General features: G+C 41.7%; 16 protein-coding genes. 5 read left to right on the top strand and 11 right to left on the bottom strand.

Annotated features, from left to right (window positions below; genetic code table 11):
- From VF500_RS29565 to trpS, 5 genes are all read right to left on the bottom strand, one after another.
- Positions 1-756: FIST signal transduction protein (locus tag VF500_RS29565; RefSeq protein WP_330863096.1), on the bottom strand; the 756-nt coding region annotated here is incomplete at its 3' end.
- A 225-nt stretch (positions 757-981) separates the two neighbouring features.
- A complete protein-coding gene (locus VF500_RS29560) occupies positions 982-2,856 on the bottom strand; it encodes a leucine-rich repeat domain-containing protein (RefSeq protein ID WP_330863095.1) in 1,875 nt (624 codons plus the stop codon).
- 130 nt (positions 2,857-2,986) lie between these two features.
- Positions 2,987-3,721 carry a 3-deoxy-manno-octulosonate cytidylyltransferase gene (gene kdsB, locus VF500_RS29555; RefSeq protein ID WP_330863094.1) on the bottom strand — a complete coding sequence of 245 codons (735 nt, stop codon included), beginning with the start codon at positions 3,719-3,721 and terminating at the stop codon, positions 2,987-2,989.
- Between the two features lie 9 nt (positions 3,722-3,730).
- Positions 3,731-4,345 (bottom strand): deoxynucleoside kinase, encoded by a 615-nt coding sequence (locus tag VF500_RS29550; RefSeq protein ID WP_330863093.1) that lies wholly within the window; start codon positions 4,343-4,345, stop codon positions 3,731-3,733.
- 108 nt (positions 4,346-4,453) lie between these two features.
- Positions 4,454-5,449: a tryptophan--tRNA ligase gene (gene trpS / locus VF500_RS29545; RefSeq protein ID WP_330863092.1), complete on the bottom strand. Its 996-nt coding sequence runs from the start codon at positions 5,447-5,449 to the stop codon at positions 4,454-4,456.
- A 46-nt stretch (positions 5,450-5,495) separates the two neighbouring features.
- Between trpS and VF500_RS29540 the strand changes: the two genes are divergently transcribed.
- From VF500_RS29540 to VF500_RS29520, 5 genes are all read left to right on the top strand, one after another.
- Positions 5,496-6,242, top strand: a complete 747-nt coding sequence (locus VF500_RS29540; RefSeq protein ID WP_330863091.1) for a lysophospholipid acyltransferase family protein — start codon at positions 5,496-5,498, stop codon at positions 6,240-6,242.
- Between the two features lie 138 nt (positions 6,243-6,380).
- Positions 6,381-6,671, top strand: coding sequence for an Asp-tRNA(Asn)/Glu-tRNA(Gln) amidotransferase subunit GatC (gene gatC / locus VF500_RS29535; RefSeq protein ID WP_121227576.1), 291 nt, complete (start codon positions 6,381-6,383; stop codon positions 6,669-6,671).
- Positions 6,672-6,801: 130 nt separating this feature from the next.
- A complete protein-coding gene (locus VF500_RS29530) occupies positions 6,802-7,542 on the top strand; it encodes an ABC transporter ATP-binding protein (protein WP_091211328.1) in 741 nt (246 codons plus the stop codon).
- Positions 7,543-7,626: 84 nt separating this feature from the next.
- Positions 7,627-8,442 (top strand): AraC family transcriptional regulator, encoded by an 816-nt coding sequence (locus VF500_RS29525; RefSeq protein WP_330863090.1) that lies wholly within the window; start codon positions 7,627-7,629, stop codon positions 8,440-8,442.
- 59 nt (positions 8,443-8,501) lie between these two features.
- Complete coding sequence (locus tag VF500_RS29520; protein ID WP_330863089.1) at positions 8,502-10,151, top strand: serine hydrolase; 1,650 nt, start codon at positions 8,502-8,504, stop codon at positions 10,149-10,151.
- Positions 10,152-10,225: 74 nt separating this feature from the next.
- Here the strand turns inward: VF500_RS29520 and VF500_RS29515 are convergent, their stop codons facing one another.
- From VF500_RS29515 to VF500_RS29490, 6 genes are all read right to left on the bottom strand, one after another.
- Complete coding sequence (locus VF500_RS29515; protein ID WP_330863088.1) at positions 10,226-11,275, bottom strand: cyanophycinase; 1,050 nt, start codon at positions 11,273-11,275, stop codon at positions 10,226-10,228.
- 94 nt (positions 11,276-11,369) lie between these two features.
- The gene (locus tag VF500_RS29510; RefSeq protein ID WP_330863097.1) at positions 11,370-11,669 is read right to left on the bottom strand and encodes a VCBS repeat-containing protein; all 300 of its coding nucleotides are present in this window, start codon (positions 11,667-11,669) and stop codon (positions 11,370-11,372) included.
- Between the two features lie 40 nt (positions 11,670-11,709).
- Positions 11,710-12,984: a VCBS repeat-containing protein gene (locus VF500_RS29505; protein WP_330863087.1), complete on the bottom strand. Its 1,275-nt coding sequence runs from the start codon at positions 12,982-12,984 to the stop codon at positions 11,710-11,712.
- 147 nt (positions 12,985-13,131) lie between these two features.
- The gene (locus VF500_RS29500) at positions 13,132-14,820 is read right to left on the bottom strand and encodes a RagB/SusD family nutrient uptake outer membrane protein (RefSeq protein ID WP_330863086.1); all 1,689 of its coding nucleotides are present in this window, start codon (positions 14,818-14,820) and stop codon (positions 13,132-13,134) included.
- Between the two features lie 17 nt (positions 14,821-14,837).
- Positions 14,838-18,002 (bottom strand): TonB-dependent receptor, encoded by a 3,165-nt coding sequence (locus tag VF500_RS29495; RefSeq protein WP_330863085.1) that lies wholly within the window; start codon positions 18,000-18,002, stop codon positions 14,838-14,840.
- A 582-nt stretch (positions 18,003-18,584) separates the two neighbouring features.
- Positions 18,585-19,418, bottom strand: a complete 834-nt coding sequence (locus VF500_RS29490) for a glycoside hydrolase family 16 protein (protein WP_330863083.1) — start codon at positions 19,416-19,418, stop codon at positions 18,585-18,587.
- Positions 19,419-19,493: the final 75 nt, after the last annotated feature.

The following is a 19,493-nucleotide window of genomic DNA, read 5'->3' as shown; positions in this document are numbered from 1 at the left end:
GTCAGAGCCTTCAATACTTAGTGATAAAGGAAACAACAAAGCTGAGCCAGGCAGTTCTTTGGCATACTCGCCCAGGTATTCTTTGTAAAGGTCGAGCGCGCTTTTTCCATCTATCTCAAAAAGTACATTTTTATCCGACCGGGTGATAGTGCGCTGTGGCCCAAACTCTTCCCAGCCACCGCTTGAGCCGTGGCTGATTTGCAGGTTATCGCCATAAAAACCAATAGCTATTACATTGCCTTGTGCAGGGACATTATTTAGACTGGTAAACGTGCTGTTAAATCGTGCTGCGTCGCCTGCCAACCCACCGGTTACCGGAACTTTACCGGGATTATCGCGGTTAAAGCCGTCAACCAGTTCACTGCCATTTATAAAAGTGCCGTCGGATATGATGAATACGCAGTTTAGGCCTTTTTTATCCAGTTGCGCCATCAGAAAGGTACCTGTTTCGGCGCTGTTTGCCTGTTTGTTTACATGAGTGGAAGTGCAGGCAATGGTTGATCTTTCCAATTCGATAGCAGTTACCACTATACTGTCATCATACACATCACTTCCTATGATCTCGCCCGATGTAGAAGCGAACACGATATTGGCGTTAGGATAATCTGCTTTAAGATAATTGTAGATCGCAGGATCGGTGATCAGCTGCGGTGCACCGAAAGCAAGTACCAACTGACATTTTTCTGCACTAAATTCGGGATCGGTAAAGTAGTTTACCCAGCCATTGTTTACAAAATGATGCTGCCTTATCCTCATAATGGTTTCAGGTTAATTACACGGCTACGCTACACGTGAAGTTAATAAATTACAAAGTAATAATTGGTTAAATACGAAAGTATTAAACGGTTTGTTGTTTATCGAAAAACCGTTAATTATTAATAGTAGAGTTTGTGTTTCAATAGTTTAAATAGCCTTTAATATGGCGTATCTGCTTTTATACGCATGAGCGGCGGTAAGGTTGGGTCGGGTTAAAATATGGGATTAATGACAGCCTTTGTTTAGTAAAAGAAAGATGAACGAGATAATTAAAACTCCAAAAACCATTTTCCAGCCGGTTTTATTTTCTGCAGGTTGATCCGTCCAGTCTTTTGGTTTGGACCGGAGAGGCGCTATATTGTGCACGTAATTTCCAAAAATAGAATTCAGGTAATTGAAAAGGTCAAAATGAGCAATTTTTCGGTCATGGGCGTTAATAAGTAAATCGAGATAATAATCGTATTGCTGAAATGTATGCCCGGAGGAATAAAGTACTTTTTGGATAATATGATAAACAGCAAAATGAATTGGGTATCCCTTATCAAACAACTGTTTGTAAATTGATAATAATTGAGGCAAATCGTCTTGCCGCATGAAGGTTTTGGCGAGGAAATAAGCAATTTCCGGATTGGGTTTAGGATTAGGATCGCTTTTTAAATAAGTGATATACTCTGAAAACCGCTCATAATTATTCACAGCTTCGCCGTTTTCTTCCAAACTTGTTAATAATTCCCGCTTATTGAAAAAGTTACTTTCATGTGCAATTTTAATTAGTTGCGATTTTATTGTTTCAGTTTCCTGATCGTTAACATTCAGCTTTTTTAATATTTGCTCGCAACGCATTAAATAATATAAGCGATAGTAGTTTTCAGAAATGTCAGTTGCTGTAAGTTTTTTAAAATAAATAAACAGCGCCGTCTTTTCATTAGCTTCGATGTAATGATAGGCGAGCGCTTTATCAAGGTAGCCATGATTATAGTGATGTTGAGCAGCTTCGATCAAATAGTCATTGAGATTTGAAGCTTTAGGGCACATTGGATTACCTGTTAAATCCAAGGCAAAGGGGCTGTGTGGATCGGTTGAGAAAGGTGCGCTAATACGATTATTACGCAAACTTATCCTATGCAAATTTGGTAAGGAGAACAGGGGACTTGCATCTTCTATGATATTGTTGTCCAGTTCAATGTAATTGAGGTTAGTCAGGGTCTTAACAAATGAAACATCCGAAATATTGCAATGTGTTAAACTGAGGCCTGTTAGTTTCCCAAACCTTCCAATTATAGTTCCATCAACGTATTTAATATGGCTCGCATTAAGTTTTTTTAGATTTGACGCACCACGGATAGGCAATAAATCATCGCAATAAACATTATCAATTACTAAAAGTTCGAGTTCTGTAAGGGGCTCAAGGGGGGCAAGGTTAATTAATTGATTTCCTGAAAGAATGAGTGACCTAAGTTTTAACAGGTGTTTTAGCGGGGTAATATCAACTATCCTGTTTCGCGCAGCGTGTAATCCTTTGAGCTCGCTAAGTTCGGCGATGGGATAAAGATCTGTTATTTGATTGCCATCTATAATTAGATGTTGGAGATTAAGTGACGATCTTAATGCCGAAATGTTTGTTATTGCATTACAGGATAATTCTACTGTAATTAATTTTGTATGCTCATTTAAAGCGGATATATCCGGTATTTTGTTAGTTGATAAGTTTAACCGCGTTAATTCTGCAAGGTTTCTTATTGGCTCTATATCTTCTATAAAACCGCCGGGTAAGGATAAAATTTTGAGGTGTAGCATTCCACTTAAAGGCGAAATGTCTTTATAGCCGCCATTGATTATCACAAGGCATTCCAAATGGATTAACGCTGCAATATGATTAAGGTCATCTAAAATTACATCGCTGTTTTCAACAGAAATTGATAATTCTCTTAAAAAGTGAAATGATCCAATAAACTGCAATAAATTTCCGCTATATTCAAATGAAGTATATTCGCTATCGTGTACTTGTAAGTCAATCAATCGGCCAAACGCATCGAATTTTGCATCATAGTTTGAATCCGGAAACGTTGTTTCGTCTTTCAGTCGTTGCTCATCGGTCATGGATTAAAAATAGAGATAAATATTTGCAGTAGTTAGTGCAACATAACGTAACTATTTCCCACGTACATTTTTATTTGATTTAGGTAGTGGTTCTGTCCAGAACAAATGAAGTTAAAACGAAATCTCCGAGCTATATATCAAATTTCAGTTTCTCCAGATCCTCCGGCACGTCAACAGCATGAGTTTCCAGTTCGGTTTCGGCTACTTTAATGCGGTAACCATTGTCTATCCAGCGAAGTTGCTCAAGGCTTTCGGCCTTTTCAAGCGGTGATACCGGCAGCAATGTTATTTGCTGTAACACATCGGCACGGTAACCATAAATGCCTATGTGTTTATAGAAAATATGAAATTCGAGCCAATTTTCGGGCTCTTGCCCACGGATGTGGGGCAGGGTAGCGCGTGAAAAATAAATAGCTTCAGATAGCTTATTGATCACCACCTTGGGTGAGTTGGTATTATGCAGCTCCTGGTCTGTTAGGATCCTTTTTATAAGGGTAGCCAACTGCGTATCAGGATCGTTAAAGCAGGCTGTTAATTTGGTGATCTGTTCGGGATCAATAAAAGGCTCATCGCCCTGAATATTGATGATCACATCATATCCGGGGTGCAGACGGGCTACTTCGGCACAGCGATCCGTACCGCTTTGGTGATTGAAACCTGTCATTACTGCAACGCCGCCGAAGCCGGTTACATGGTTAAAGATCCGGTCATCATCGGTAGCTACAATAACCTCGTTCAAGCTTCGGCATTTTTTAGCCTGCTCGTATACCCGCTGGATCATAGTTTTTCCACCGATATCAACCAATGGCTTACCGGGAAAACGTGACGACGCGTAGCGGGCTGGTATAATGCCTAAGATCTTCATGGTGCGATTTTAAAACAACCCGTTAATCTCCCGCTCAATCAGGTTTACGATGGTAGCCATATCCTCTGTATTGTTTGCAAAATCAAGGTTATCCTTATCCAGGATCAGCAGCTTGCCAAGCTTATAGTTGCTGATCCATTTATCATACTTTTCATTCAGTTTGGAAAGGTAATCTAAACGGATGCCTATCTCATACTCACGGCCACGACGCTGGATATTGCTTACCAGTGTAGGTACCGAAGCTTTAAGGTAAACCAGCAGATCGGGCGGTTTAATAAACTCGGTTATATTTTGGAAAATAGATTCATAGTTCTCATAATCGCGGGTGGTCATTAGGCCCATATCATGCAGGTTTTCAGCAAAAATATAGGCGTCCTCGTAAATGGTCCGGTCCTGTATAATGTTATGGCCGCTTTTCTGAATATCAATGATTTGGCGGTAACGGCTGTTCAGGAAGTAGATCTGCAGGTTAAAGCTCCAGCGTTTCATATCGCTGTAAAAATCCTCAAGGTAAGGGTTGTTGTCTACAGCTTCATACAATGGGTCCCACCCGTAATTTTTGGTGAGCATCTCGGTAAGGGTGGTTTTTCCGGCGCCTATATTTCCTACAATAGCTAAATGCATGCGTTGTGATTAGTTGTCTGGATCAGAATTTTCCTAATTTACAGAATTAACAGAATTAAAAAAGAGTGGAACGGAAATTCTGTTAATTCTTAAATTCTGTAATCCTGATCAAAATTTTCTGAAGCCGATGATCTCTCTAACTTCTCTTATGGTTCTTGATGCGCTTTCGCGGGCCTTTTCGGCACCCATTTCGGCTACTTTACGCAGATAATCGGCATCGTTGGCAATGGCATTGATCCTGTCGCGGATTGGGGCAGTGGCCTGTACCATATCTTCGGCAAGCTGTTTTTTTAGATCGCCATAGCGGATGGCCATTTTATTATATAAGCCGTCAAAATGGGCAAGTGTATCAGGTGTTGATACTACTTTCATCAAATCAAACAGGTTTTGGATCTCCTGTGGTTTTTGTTGGTTTTCAACAGTTGGGCCACCATCGGTTACAGCACGCATTACTTTTTTGCGGATAGCCTCCGGGGTATCGCCTAAAAATATGGCATTGCCTTCACCTTCTGATTTGCCCATTTTTCCCTTGCCATCTAACCCCGGGATCTTTACCAGGCTTTCACCAAAGCTAAAAGCAAAAGGCTCGGGGAAATAATCATGGTTATATAACCTGTTAAAACGGTTACCAAATGTGCGGGCCATTTCAAGGTGTTGCTCCTGGTCTTTACCAACAGGTACTTTTACGGCTTTATGGATAATGATATCGGCAGCCATTAATACTGGGTAGGTAAGCAAACCGGCATTAACATTTTCGGGGCTGGCGCGCACTTTATCTTTAAAGGATGTGGCGCGTTCCAGCTCGCCCAGGTAAGCGTTCATGTTCAGGTAAAGGTATAACTCGGTAACCTCCGGAACGTCAGATTGTACGTATATCGTAGCCTTTTCTGGGTCGATACCTGCGGCTAAATATTCTATCAGTACCTGTTTTACATTGCCATGTAAATTGGCAGGCGTGGGGTGTGTAGTTAACGAGTGGAGGTCGGCAATAAAGAAAAAGCAGTTGTATTCATCCTGCATTTTTATAAAGTTTTGCAACGCTCCGTAATAATTTCCTAAGTGCAAGTTTCCGGTTGACCGGATACCACTAACAACAGTCTCCATAGTGTGGCGAAAGTAAGGAATTTTTCTATTTTTGGTGATGATGAAAATGATATTGAGAAAAGTTCACGTTTATCTTTACGTTGTAAGCGTGGCCCTGGGCTACTTTTTATTATGGCCTTTTTTCTATTATTTTTCCCGTAAACCAGATCGGTACCACACGCTTAATTCATGCAGAAGGATCTGGGGATTAGTAAGTTCGGCTTTTGTGGGTATTTTTTACAAGTTTGAGTATGAGCAGCCGATAGACTGGAGCAAGCCTTATATCATTTGTCCTAATCATAGCTCAAACCTTGATATTTCGGCTATGTGTATCCTGGTTAAAGGCAATTGCTGTTTTATGGGTAAACAAGAGCTTGAGGACGGCCTGGTAACCGGCCTTTTTTTCCATACCGTTGATATCCCGGTTAACCGCGACAGCAAAATGTCATCATTCCGGGCGTTTAAAAAAGCATCCGAAAAATTACAGGAGGGTATATCCCTCATCATTTTTCCTGAAGGCGGTATTTCAGATCATTATCCGCCTCAGCTTTGCCAGTTTAAAAACGGCCCTTTCAGGCTGGCCATTGAATTGAAAATACCCATTATCCCGGTGTCGTCGGCAAATACCTGGCAAATTCTTTGGGATACAGGGACTAAACACGGCAGCAGGCCGGGCCTGTGTAAATTTAAAGTGCATAAACCTGTTGAAACCGCTCACCGGGTAATTGATGATGCCGACACTTTGCGGGATGAAATATTTGAAATTATAAACAATGATTTAAAGGCTGAAAACCTTGTTTCAACTTTCGCTTAGTCAATTATATGGCAGCAGACCGGGAATTTGTAATATATTTGTACATAAACCCATTGAAACGGCTTATTTAACTTTAGATGATGCCGACGCTTTACGCGATGAGGTTCACGCTATTATAAAACAAAAATTACAACAGGCATGACCATTGATAAAGAAACCGTTGAAAAAGTAGCCCACCTGGCCCGCCTTGAACTTACCGAAACCGAAGTGCAGGATACCATGAAGGATATGAGCAAGATCCTTGATTTTATGGCTAAATTGAACGAGGTGGATACTACAGGGGTTGAACCGTTGGTTTATATGACCACCGGCGCCAACGTGCTGCGTGAGGATGTGGTTAAACAACAAATTACCCACGAAGAAGCTTTGGAAAATGCCCCTAAACATGATGATGATTACTTTTTAGTAGCCAAGGTTATTGAGAAGTAAGTTCTAAGTCTGTAGCCGCAAGTCTTAAGTTAGAAAAGTATAAAAACGACTTTCGACTAAAAACTTAAGACTTTCGACTTTAACACTGTAACATTAGGCACCCTTGTGCAGTCCAAACAAAAAATAATTCATGGAGCCAACAAATACTGCCAAACCGTTAATTACTATAAAAGATATCGGGCGTAAATATGTAATAGGTGCCGAGGTGATCCACGCACTTAAATCTGTTTCGCTTTCCATTAACAAAGGCGAGTTTGTTGCTTTGATGGGCCCTTCAGGTTCGGGCAAATCAACTCTCATGAATATTTTAGGTTGCCTGGATACGCCAACCAAAGGACAGTATATCCTTAACGGGATAGATGTAAGCCACATGACCGATAGCCAGCTTGCCGAAGTGCGCAACTCGGAGATCGGTTTCGTATTCCAAACGTTTAACCTGCTGCCGCGTAACACGGCGTTGGATAATGTGGCGCTGCCGCTGATCTATGCGGGTATCAATAAAGAAAAACGCATGGAACGTGCCGGTAACGCTTTGAAAAACGTAGGCCTTGGTCACCGTATGGATCACAAACCTAATGAACTTTCGGGCGGACAAAGGCAGCGTGTTGCCGTGGCGAGGGCGCTTATAAACGATCCGTCTATTATTTTGGCCGATGAGCCTACAGGTAACTTGGATACCAAAACCTCCATCGAGATCATGGGCCTTATCGAAGATATCCACGCCAAAGGTAATACCATTATCCTCGTAACACACGAAGAAGATATTGCACTGCATGCCCACCGCATAGTACGTATGCGCGACGGTTTGATAGAGAACGATTACGTTAACACCAACGTTCAAACTGTTGACCGCAGGGTAGAGGAGGTTTAGGTCTCGCCCCTGCTCGCCTAAAGGGGGAGTTATTAGCGCGTTTGCTTAACTGTTATAGATAATTTCATTTACGCTCGGTAAATCGTGAAACAATTACAGACAGGTAGCTTTTACGGACAAACGAATCAAACAACGCATTTACAGGGTATCATTATAACCGATACCGAATACACTCTTGATAAGGTAGACTGGCATTACCATGAAAATGCCTACTTCACTTTTATACTGGCCGGTAATGTCATTGAGGGTAATAAAAAGGAAGTTTATCATTGCCCGGCAGGTAGTCTATTGTTTCATAACTGGCTTGATCCTCATTATAACATCAAACCCAAAGGTTTTACCCGCGGCTTTCATATCGAGTTACAAAAGCACTGGTTTGATGCGCTAGAGCTAAAACAGGATAAACTGGAAGGCAGCTTTGCAGTTGACGACCCGGACGTCAAATTTCTTTTATACCGGATCTTTAAAGAATCAAAGCTTGGTGACGAATTGACCGGGATAGCTGTAGAGTCGTTATTGCTGCAAACGCTCCATAAAATGCAGTTAAATAATGCAGGTGTGTCAAGACAAATACCCACATGGGTCGGCAGGTTAAAAGAATTGTTGGCCGATGATCCTGCCGGGAAGCATACCCTTGCCGAACTTTCCGGGATATTACAAATTCACCCGGTTCATTTGTCCCGCGATTTTTCCAAATATTTCAATTGTACCGTGGGCGAATATATCCGTAAGCTCAGGGTCGAAAAGTCGTTTGCCTTATTGGCAGATGAGGGATTGTCCTTAACCGATATTTCCTTTACTTGCGGATTTGCCGATCAAAGCCATTTTTTACGTTGTTTTAAACAATTTGGCGGAAGCAATCCATCGGCATACCGTAGGCTTTTATTGAGGGCATGTTAATCCTGTTCTATTTTAAATATGTTGATTAAGGCAGATTTGTAAAATCTAAACAAGTAAAAATGAAACGTTATTTACTGATACTCTTCATCATAATTGCCGCCGCCTGTAAAACATATGCGCAAGCAGGCAATATAATCGAACCGGAACCTATTACTTCGACTTTTCAAAAGGCTAATATTGGTAAAGTTGTTTTTGAGACAGATACAATCCCGTTTGAAAAGCTGCAACAAACAGATCTGTTAACGGGCTATGAGGCTAAACCTGCCAATAATTTATACATACGGCTTTTGCTGGCTAACTCATTAACCAATTATCAGCATAGCTTACAGCCATCATTAAGTGTTGAACAACTAAACCAGGGTAATTTTCAGTTTACTTTTTATGTAGATGGCAAACTGGTTTACCAGGAAAACCTGCACAAAGGGGCTAATTTGCCCAATGTGAAAAATACGAAGACTACCATTTTTGTCCCGCTCATCAGTAACCGTGGCGAAGACTCGTGGGGGCGTTCTTTGTGGGGCAGGTTTATAAATCGTGGTGGTGATGATGCGCTTACAGTCGGTACGCATCTATTAAAAATAGAGGTAAGACCTTATGTTTCCATTCCGGATTTGAAAGTAGGTGAGCTGATAGCTAAGGGAGAGATTAGTTTTACCATTCCGGCAATTGATTCAAAGGATGCTGAACTTCAACCGATAAAACCAGGTAGTGGCTGGCAGATATCAAAAGAGAACTTCGATACAAAGAAGATCAAGGAGATGAATGCGCTTATTGCCGGTAACAGGTTTAAACAGATCACCAGTGTTGTGGTGATCAAAAACGGTAAGCTGCTCATTGAGGAGTATTTTAACGGAAGTGCCCGCGACTCATTGCACAATCCGCGTTCGGTGGGTAAAACATTTGCTTCGACTATGATGGGTATTGCTATTCATGATGGATACATTAAAAGCGTTGACCAAACCTTAAAGGAGTTTTATGATCTTAAAAAGTTCGGCAACTATTCGCCCCAAAAAGAAAATGTAACGCTGAAAAGCCTGCTTACCATGAGTTCAGTTTTTGATGCGGATGATAACAAAAGTGACTCACGCGGCAACGAGGGAAATATGTACCCCACCGATGATTGGGTTAAATTCACGCTTGATCTTAAAACTGACAGCAATAAAAGTGCAGGCAAACAATGGAACTATTTTACGGCCGGCGTAGTGGTATTGGGAGATATCCTGAATAAATCGGTACCCGGCGGACTTGATAAATATTCGGCCGAAAAGCTTTTTAAGCCCTTGGGCATCAGTAACTATCGCTGGCAATATACCCCGCAAAATGTACCTAATACCGCAGGAGGCCTGCAAATGCGTTCACTTGATTACGCCAAATTCGGCCAGTTGTATAAAAACGGTGGCTTGTGGAATGGCAAGCAAATACTGCCGCAAAGCTGGGTGAAGGAATCATTCACTAAACACCTTACGTTGCCTAAAGATGTAGTAGGTGAGGGCTTTTACGGTTACCTGTTCTGGAATAAAACCTATACGGTAAACAACAAAGCTTACGAAACCTATTATTGCTCGGGCAATGGCGGCAACAAGATCTTTGTTTTTACGGATCAGCCACTGGTGGTTATTATAACCGCCGAAGCTTACAATACACCTTATGCACACCCACAGGTTGATAAAATGATGCGGGATTATATTTTACCGGCGGTGCTGAAGTAATTTTATGTAGAGACGCATTACATGCGTCTCCAAATATGGAGATCGAAATTACATTGCGGTAGATGCATGTGATGCTATTTTATCTCCCGTTGATTTAATTTGCCATTATCAACCCACCACCAATACCATTTGCCACCGGCGGCTTTCCCTTGCTTAAAATGAGCGATATCAAAACTGCCGCTGCCTTCGGGTGTAGCCTGGATCTCATAAACCTGGACAGCCTGATTTTTCCTGTTCCAGGTTAAAGGTTTGCCGGGTTCGCAGGTTTCAGGCGATTTTTTGGCGTCGGTAAGCAGAAAATATGCTTTGCTGGTGCCGATTATGGTTGCCTGGCCATTTTCATCCATACAAACAGCAGTGCGCTCGTCGGCGGCTATGCCGTTGGAGTAAATGTTCCAGTTTTTAATAATACGGCTTAAAAAGGTAACATGCCGGCCTTGTCTGTTGCGGGTAAGGTAATGCTGATCGGTGATTACATTTTTAAGGTAAGGAGCCTGTAAAAAGTCGTTATTGTAAACTTTTACCAGAGGGTTGTAAGGATCGTTAAGCGCTTCATCAGCAGTAATACTTCCATCTTCTCCGCTGTAATAAAAACCGCCTAAAATAGCGCAGCCCGCGCTGGTGCCACCAATCGGGGCGTGTTTAACATTGAGCAGGTAATTAATAGCATAAAGTGTTTTAGTGCCGCGCCAGTATTTCATATAATTGGACTGATCGCCGCCTGCAATAAACAACATTTCGGCATTACGGATAATGTTGGCTACTGTATCATTATTGGCCAGCTCACGAGAATCTATCTTGAGTGTTTCAACCGAATTTACCTTATCCAATCCAAAAATATAAGGATCATAAGCATCAGTACCCGAGGCGCGGATCACCACTACATCACCGCCGCCGCTGCGGTTGATCATCCATTTAAACGCGTTATCAACATCTTTACCGCCGCCTATCATAGCTATGCCGCCTTTAACCGGGGTGTTTACATCAGCTGTATCGCCGATGATACCGATAGATGCCGGGCGATGCGGGATATATTTATCCGCCTTAATTGTATCAGTTTTATTTTGTGCCGATGTTGTAAAACTTAAAGCTATAAGCCCCAATAATATTGCTGTTGATCTCATAAGGCTATTCAATTTTAAACAAAATATGAAATTATTCCGCCCGCCATCGAAATAGTAAAAATCAGGATTTAGGCTGGTAATATTTAATAGCTTTTTATTTCGAAGTATTTTTCAAAAGGTAAAAAAGTGGTTCACTGATATTGTATTTGAATGGGCCAAAATCAAAGAATGCATTTCCGATAAGCAGATCGGGTTTCTCATCTCCGTTTATATCTCCGGCATCAAGGGTTACAGCGCGTTCGAATTTTGTATCGGCAGGAAAAGCATATGGTTTGAAGTTTAAGTTGCCGGTATTTTTCAGGTACACAAAGCCTTCTTCCGGTTGCCTTGCGTCGGTAAAAAGACTGATCGTTGCAATATCGATATTGCCGTCGCCATCAAAATCTTTGGCAATAGCTTTATAGCATCCATTTATTGGATAAAAATATTGCTGTTTATAATTGCCTTTTCCGTCGTTTAAGAAAATGTATACACCATGATAGGGCTTTTAGTACCAACGTGGCATTTCCATTATCGCCGCAGGTATAAACGATATCTTTATAACCGTCATGGTTCATGTCAACCATTTCAAAATAGGATGACCCGTAAATCGGTGGGAATCTTAAAATTTCTTCTGCGTCAAATTTGCCGCCGCCTTTGTTTTCGAAATGGAAGATGCCTTCTTCCCCCTGTGCAAAAAGCACATACAAACCGGGCAGTTTATTATCCTGATAATCAATATACGCTTTTATTGCCCCAGGTAAATTACTTATCACATGTTTTGTGAAAGCACCATTCCCAAGGTTTTCCATCCAGCAAAGTTCACCCGTAATGCTTCCAAATTCGCAAATAACGTAGTCGGTTTTATTGTCGTTATTCATGTCGGCTGCAAGAATTTGAACCGGGCGACCAAGCTTATCAAAAACGGGTCGGGCGGCTAATTGCATTTTACCTTCCGGCGTGATTGTAAGCGGAGTTATAGTGCCCAGTTTATCACTGTTTGCTCCCAGTTCCTTACCTATAGTACAGATCATGGTATTGCCGTGATCAAAAAGTATATCAACTACAGGGCCAGCAGTAGTTATTGAATCGATTACGTTCAATTGGGCTGATAAAAGATAAAGTTTCTTTGCCTGTCCGTCAGCAACAAAGATCCTGGCGGGCGTAACACTATTATCAATTTTTACATAGCAGCCCAATACCTGCTTCCCGTCAAATGATTGCAGCGGTTTTTCGATGGTGAAAAATGGAAGCCCTCTTTTTATTGCCAAAGGCCTGTTTTGCGTGGGTAAGGCAATTGGCGCAGTGTTCATGTAATAATCAATAATATCCTGCCATTGTTCCTCATTTAATAGCGGATTGTCTGGCACTACCAGATCGTCGCCTTTGATTGTTCCTACATACGATTCACTCCTATGAGCTTTAATGCCCATGCGTAAACCCATTTGCGGAAATACATTTTTCCACTTAAACCTGTTAAGTAAGGCCGGATCAGGCAGCATATGGCACGAACGGCAGTATTGTTGTGATAAGATTTTTCCCCGGGCAATGCTTTGAAGGGTTGCTGTCGGAAAATCAGTACGCATATCAGAGCCGGCATCATCCTGTTTATTTTCAGAAATATGCCACAGGGAATAGATTACCAAAGCACTTATGATCAAAATAATTAAACCAACAATTACAACTTTACTATTCTTTGCAGGGCGGTAATTATCAGGCTTATTATTCATGAATACTTAAAAGGAGATGTTTAGATTAATTGCAATGTAACCAGAATATATTGTACTGGCGTTACCGGATAAAGAAGAATACCAAATTCTTTTAAACATATAACCCCAGGCGTTTGCCCAGGGTTATGTCAGGTTTAGGTATCAATTTTAATATCCCGGATTTTGTACCAGTTTTTTATTTTTATCAATTTCTGTCTGTGGTATCGGCATCCAGTTTTGCCGCTCGAAGAAGGTGTTTGTGAAAATTTTAACCGGGGTATATGTGAATCCCGTTCCGGCCGCTTCTATCTTCATACCATACTCCGGCGAGGTGAGCACGCCGTTTGGCCCCGTGGTTATCAGCCATCTGCGGATATCGAACCATCGCTTATCCTCAAAGGCAAGCTCAATGCGCCGCTCACGGTGGATGTATACGCGCATTTGATCTTTTGTTAAGCCTGGTGTTACGGCAGGCAAAGCCGAACGTGCCCTCACTTTATTAACTGCGTCGTAAACTGACGCGTCCGGCCCTACGGCTTCATTTTGTGCTTCGGCGTAACTCAATAGCACTTCCGCATAACGGAAAATGATGTAATTAGCGAAGCTCGGCGCCAGGTTAATACTGGTTTGCCCTGTAATGCTTTCATCAAGTGTTTTACGGGCATTGTACCCGGTATTGGTTATATCGCTTGTAGAACCAAGATCTATCTGGTTACTACCACCTATACGCGATTTAAATATATCGCCTTGCCATGACGCTCCATCATATAAAATCGACTGATAGAAACGCTGCTCGCGATGGGTGTAAGGAGCTTGCGGGTTATATCCTGAAGCGGCATCGGTTATAGGCAAACCATTATCCATAGAGTAATCATCAACCAGGCCCTGGGTAGGTGCAAGGTTGCCCCATGATTGCTGCACCCCATTTACGTATACAGGCCCAAGGTAACCTTCACGGTGGCTGCCTTTAGCTGGGCCGGTGGCATAACCGCGGGCAAAAATGGTTTCAACATTCCAGTTATTTGCCGATAGAAACTGATCGGCATAAGAGGTAGCTGTAGTATTGAACAAGCTATAAGTGCCCATATCCATTACCGATTTATTGGTAGCAGCCGCCTTGCTCCATTTTCCTGCGTCATTAGCGGTATTTACAAGCGGGCTCGCTGCAAAAAGTTCAACCCAGCCTTTAAGTGCTAATGCGGCGCCTTTTGTAGCTCTTCCTGTTTCTGTCGCCTTTGTGGGTAATGCTGCGGCTGCTGCGTCACAATCGGCTTCAATAAAGGAAACTGTTTCATCAATGGTAGCACGGGCAGTAAAAATATCACTTCCGTTACGGTTATCAAGCGGAACAGTAATAATAGGTACCCCACCGTAAGCTGTGAACAACAGTGAATAGAAATAAGCCCTTAGAAACGTAACCTCTGCGACACGCTGTTTGTACCAATCGTCGGTATATTTATCTTTATTCGCTGCAGCTGTTTGCAGGAAAACATTACATTTTCGTATTTTGGTGTAATTACCTTCCCAGTCCCACATTCCGCCGGGACCTGTAGGTACGTTACTTGGCCCAATCGAACCCGCCCTAACAGTAGCCTGACCATTTTCCCAGGCTGCACCGCAAAAGCTATTGTCGGCATATTGCTCCGTCAGCTGGTAATCATTATTAACATCGGGTAGCTGATTATAAATGTCATTTACAAATAGGTCTGCATTACTCTGAGAGCTGAATGCTGCTATATCAGTTAGAAATGCTTTGTTAGTGACATTCAAAGAATCATCTTTTTTACATCCACTAATACTTACAACAAGCAAAGCAAGTAAAAAAAGCTCTCTGTATTTTTTTAAAATCTGTTTCATCGCTTTCTTATTTTTAGTTAGAATGTGGCATTTAAACCTAATGAAAATACACGTTGCTGATAGTAGTTGGTGTTGCTTCCGCTATTTTCCGGGTCAATAATTTCTTTTACGTGCGGTAAATAGTTAATGACATTTTGCCCGGCAACGTAAACCCTTATGGATTGGATCTTGTTTCGCAATAGTTTGTTTGACAAAGTGTAACCAACTTCAAAGCTTTTTAGCCTGATGTAAGAATCATTTCTGACAAACCAGGACGAAGTTTGTGTATTATTTGATGTTGGCGTGCCCGTAACCCTTGGATATAAGGCATTTGGGGTAGCGGGTGTCCAATGGTCGTCATACACCAGCTGAGAGGCCGAACCGGATGCGTTGAACGGAAACGCGAAATAGTTACTGATAACAATGTTGCTGTTGCCTGAACCCTGGAATAAAACGTCAAGATCGAAGTTTTTAAATGTTAGCCTTGGCTCCAAACCGTAAATGATTTCCGGTGTATTTGGATGTCCTATTACTGTTTGGTCATTGGCATCTATCTTACCATCTGGTTTACCATCAGGCCCGCTCAAATCGGCGTATTCAATATCGCCTGGTTTAACCGGCCCGAAAGAAGGAACCGGCAACCCCGCTTTGAGCGTTCCATCTGCATTAAAATCTGTTGTTTTAAAATAGCCCAAAGCCTGGTACCCAAATATGGTATTAAATGGCCGGCCTGTTATCCGCCTGTTAGGGTTGTTGGCCGTTGCACTGGTTTCATAAACTTGTAAAAGTTTATTTCTGGCAAAGGTGAACGTACCGGTAACATCTAATCTCAGATCTTTTGAGAAACTATGGGAACTTTGCAGTGTAAGATCAATACCATGATTGCTCATGATCCCACCGTTTACCAGGCCAACGCCCAAACCATATTCTCCAGGCAACGTGTTGGCAACACTTACGAGCATGTTAGCCCTCTTTTCGTAAAAATAATCGGCTTCAATGCTCAACAAGCCCTTCCATAAGGTTGCTTCAAATCCAATGTCGGTTTTAGTTGCTTTTTCCCACGTAATGTTAGGGTTACCCTGCAATTTTTCATAAACACCTTGAGTTGCGCTGCCATTTAGCACAGCAGAATTGGCATAAGGACTATAAGGGCTAAGAAACTGATAGGTTTGGATTGTGTTACCTATTCTTGGATAGGCCCCTGATTTTCCCCAGGAAGCCCTGAGTTTTAAATTGTCAATCCACAGGATATTGTCCTTGATGAATTTTTCTTCTGACAGACGCCAACCGGCAGAAAAAGCCGGAAAAAAGCCGTATCTGTGACCGGGGGAAAATAAATAACTTCCGTCATAGCGGCCAGTTGCTTCAAGCAGGTACTTTTTATCATACGAGTAACCAACCCTGTAAACATAGCCAATTTGTTTTTGTCCACTTGAGTTACCAAAGTTTGTTGCATCGGCCGCTGCCGGGCCTCCAAAATCCAATTCATCAATATCAAGGTTGTAATTATATTTAGTGGCCCCAAATATTTGATACTTTACCCGGCGGCTTTCAAAAACACCTAAAGCGGTAATATCGCTTTTGCCAAATGACGCCGAATAGGATAACAAACCCTGGATAGTTAATGTGTGGTTTTGGCTGTAGTTTTCAGAAAATGTAGCCTTTGAGTTACCTTGTACACCTGGTCTGTAAGTGTAAGGAGTTGTAGTTACATCAACGTTGTAAAATGGAATAGGTGTTGTATAAATACGCTGGAACGAAGTTTGATTTCCTGTGAATAATGGATCCGGGCCATTATCATAGCTGATCACTCCCTTCAAGCTTAAGCCTTTGATCGGAAGCTTTTGATCAATGGTAAACTGCGACAGTACAGCAGTGTTTTCATTGAATTGATAACCACTATGATAAATTTCGCCAATAAGCGATTGTCCGATATAACCAGACCAAAGCCCGTTGCTATAGTAAATAGGAGTGGTAGGAGCCTGGCGTTGCGCTTGCCCAATAATAGTTGCGGCATTTTGAGATGGGAAGTGCTGGTCTTCTACATAACTGTTAACAGAGAGCGATACTGTTGTGGTTTTCGTAGCATTCGCTGTTAAATTTAACGAACCATTGTACTTGTTAAGATAGGTTGGATCCCACATACCGGCCTGGTGTGTGTACCCTAACGCCGCAAAATACTTAATATCATCGTTACCGCCGGATAGGGTAACATTATGATAGGTGATAGGACGGTTTCTTTGGATGATTTGTTGCAAAGGATGGCCATCCGGATGCCCGTCAGGGTCTGAGTGATCTTTAAATTTTTGAATATCATCTGCTGTGTATGCCGGTGGCTGACCATCATTGGCATTGGCCTCATTGCGCAGCAATGCATACTCATATGAACCTACAAATGTTGGCACCTTGGTTGGGTTCTGAATACCGTAATACCCATTATAAGTTAACGTTGGCTTACCCGATTTACCTTTTTTGGTAGTAACCAGGATTACACCATTTGCACCTGCCACACCATATGGAGCAACAGCAGCAGCGTCTTTTAATACAGAAAAGGTTTCTATGGTATTAGGGTCAAGGCGGCTGAAATCGCGCGGTACGCCGTCTACAACAAGTAGCGGCGAACTACCACCGTTTGATCCTATACCCCTTATCAGTATATTAGAACCATCGTAACCGGGTTCCCCGCTTCCCTGGGTTATAATTAAACCAGAAGCACGACCGACCAAACTGTTGGTTAAATTAACTACCGGTTTCTTAGCGATTTCGGTAGTTTGAATGGTGGATACAGCAGCAGTTGAAGATGTTTTCTTTTGCGTGCCGTAACCTACAACGATAACTTCATTCAGGTTCTTTGCATTTACTTGCAACCTGATAGTTACCGAGGTTTGTCCGTTAAGCGGAAATTCTGTCTGTTCGTAACCTATATAGCTAACTACCAATACAGCATTAGGCTCGGCATTGAGCGTAAAACTACCGTTTACATCGGTTACAGCGCCTACAGAGGTTCCTTTGATCTTTACAGACGCGCCGATAATGGTTTCGCCTGTGGTTTTGTCAATCACCTTTCCTTTAATTGGTACGGCGGCGGCATATCGCGATGATCTTATTCTATTAAAAGTAAATGTAGTTGCTGCATAGCTGCTTGTTTGAATTGCTATCAACAGGATCAGTGACAGCGCTACTGAGCCGGATATTTTTCTCAAAAATATTTTATCAGGTAAAAAATATTGCATAATTGGATTTGATTAAAAATTAAAACTTGGGCATTAGTTAATGCGTCTGGATCTTTGTCCGGATTCCTTTTTACTTTTTTTGTCTTACCATTAGTTTTTGTTTAGGTTATTAATCAGTTAATAGATGCAGGTAATAATTGTTAAAACAACAGTTTAAATTCAGGGCGAAATTCAAGTGCCGATCTCAAAGAACATTGTTTGCTTCCTATAAACCTGATGTTAATAATCATAGCCCGCGTTTCTTAGAAAGAAACGAAGCCATATTATTTAGCGCTTCAGGAAGCAACTTTTAATCAATAAAAAAATCTGTACAAATAGGCTGCTACAATATTTGCAGCGGTTACAAGAACGGTCTGTTGATAATTGGTTTCACAATTAAGCGCTAATTTTTAAGAAAAAAAGGGGGTAAAGCTGTAAAAAAAAGGGGAGGAAATCCATGAAGTAATACTTGTTTAACATAAAATTACCCATAACCTATCCTTTTGGTTTGGGAAGAATGTAAGTGTCTGAAATTCTAAAGACGGATATTCAAATTTATTATTCCTGAAGGTTTTAGTTTTTTTGATATACACGTACGTAATCAACTTCAAAACGCTTAGGGAATTTTGTGTTTGATGGGTCGCCGCCGTTATCGCCCCCTATGGCAAGGTTAAGCAATATGTAATGAGGCTGCATGAAAGGGTTGAATTGGCTGCCATCCTGGTTAACCAGGTTTTTCAGTTCGACATGGTTAAGTAAAAGATCATCCACATATAAACTTATAGCGTTTTGATCCCAATCCATGCGCCAGGTATGAAACTTTTTACTCCAGTTGGCTTTAAAGGTATTTAGCTTTTTATTGTTACTATACCATTTGGCTTTATAAGGGGCCTCCGTACCACAGGCAATATTGGCCAGAAGCATATTCCGGTAATATTCCATAATGTCAATTTCTCCGTTGGATGGCCATGGTTTTTCTATACCTAATGTCCAGAAGGCGGGCCACAGGCCTGCATCGGTACTTATCCGGCCACGCATAATGAACCGCCCGTATTGGAAGCTGCGTTTGCCCCTGGTATTAATACTTGATGATGTATAATTTATAAATTGTCTTTTCTGCTTCCAGTTAGTGCTGTTAGGCGTATATCCCGGATTGGCCAGGTGTACCCTTTGCGCTTCAATGACCAGTTTGCCCCCGCGGCAAATTGCGTTTTGCTCCTGGTACCATTGATCTTCATTATTGCGTACAAAGCCCGATTCAAACTTCCAGTTAGCCGAATCGGGAGCCCCATTTTTATTAAACTCATCTGCCCAAACCAATTTATAGCCACCTGATGTATCCTGTTGACATTTACCTGCAAACGGAATAAATAGGAGCAGCAGCGCAATAATTATCTTAGTAATCATAACAAAGGAATAATGGTGAATCTTAGCTGATCTTATTGATCTTAGCTCCAAACAAAATAAGTCATATTTTAAAAA

It is taken from the genome of Mucilaginibacter sp. (assembly GCF_036383575.1).
Classification (GTDB): Bacteria; Bacteroidota; Bacteroidia; order Sphingobacteriales; family Sphingobacteriaceae; genus Mucilaginibacter.
This window is presented reverse-complemented; position numbering and strand designations above follow the sequence as displayed.

What these genes read in the sequence shown, in the direction of transcription:
- VF500_RS29500 (WP_330863086.1), bottom strand. Translation starts at nt 14,820, where the DNA reads ATGAAACAGATTTTAAAAAAATACAGAGAGCTTTTTTTACTTGCTTTG.
- gatC (WP_121227576.1), top strand. Translation starts at nt 6,381, where the DNA reads ATGACCATTGATAAAGAAACCGTTGAAAAAGTAGCCCACCTGGCCCGC.
- VF500_RS29490 (WP_330863083.1), bottom strand. Translation starts at nt 19,418, where the DNA reads ATGATTACTAAGATAATTATTGCGCTGCTGCTCCTATTTATTCCGTTT.
- kdsB (WP_330863094.1), bottom strand. Translation starts at nt 3,721, where the DNA reads ATGAAGATCTTAGGCATTATACCAGCCCGCTACGCGTCGTCACGTTTT.
- VF500_RS29560 (WP_330863095.1), bottom strand. Translation starts at nt 2,856, where the DNA reads ATGACCGATGAGCAACGACTGAAAGACGAAACAACGTTTCCGGATTCA.
- trpS (WP_330863092.1), bottom strand. Translation starts at nt 5,449, where the DNA reads ATGGAGACTGTTGTTAGTGGTATCCGGTCAACCGGAAACTTGCACTTA.
- VF500_RS29540 (WP_330863091.1), top strand. Translation starts at nt 5,496, where the DNA reads ATGATATTGAGAAAAGTTCACGTTTATCTTTACGTTGTAAGCGTGGCC.
- VF500_RS29520 (WP_330863089.1), top strand. Translation starts at nt 8,502, where the DNA reads ATGAAACGTTATTTACTGATACTCTTCATCATAATTGCCGCCGCCTGT.
- VF500_RS29530 (WP_091211328.1), top strand. Translation starts at nt 6,802, where the DNA reads ATGGAGCCAACAAATACTGCCAAACCGTTAATTACTATAAAAGATATC.
- VF500_RS29515 (WP_330863088.1), bottom strand. Translation starts at nt 11,275, where the DNA reads ATGAGATCAACAGCAATATTATTGGGGCTTATAGCTTTAAGTTTTACA.
- VF500_RS29550 (WP_330863093.1), bottom strand. Translation starts at nt 4,345, where the DNA reads ATGCATTTAGCTATTGTAGGAAATATAGGCGCCGGAAAAACCACCCTT.
- VF500_RS29505 (WP_330863087.1), bottom strand. Translation starts at nt 12,984, where the DNA reads ATGAATAATAAGCCTGATAATTACCGCCCTGCAAAGAATAGTAAAGTT.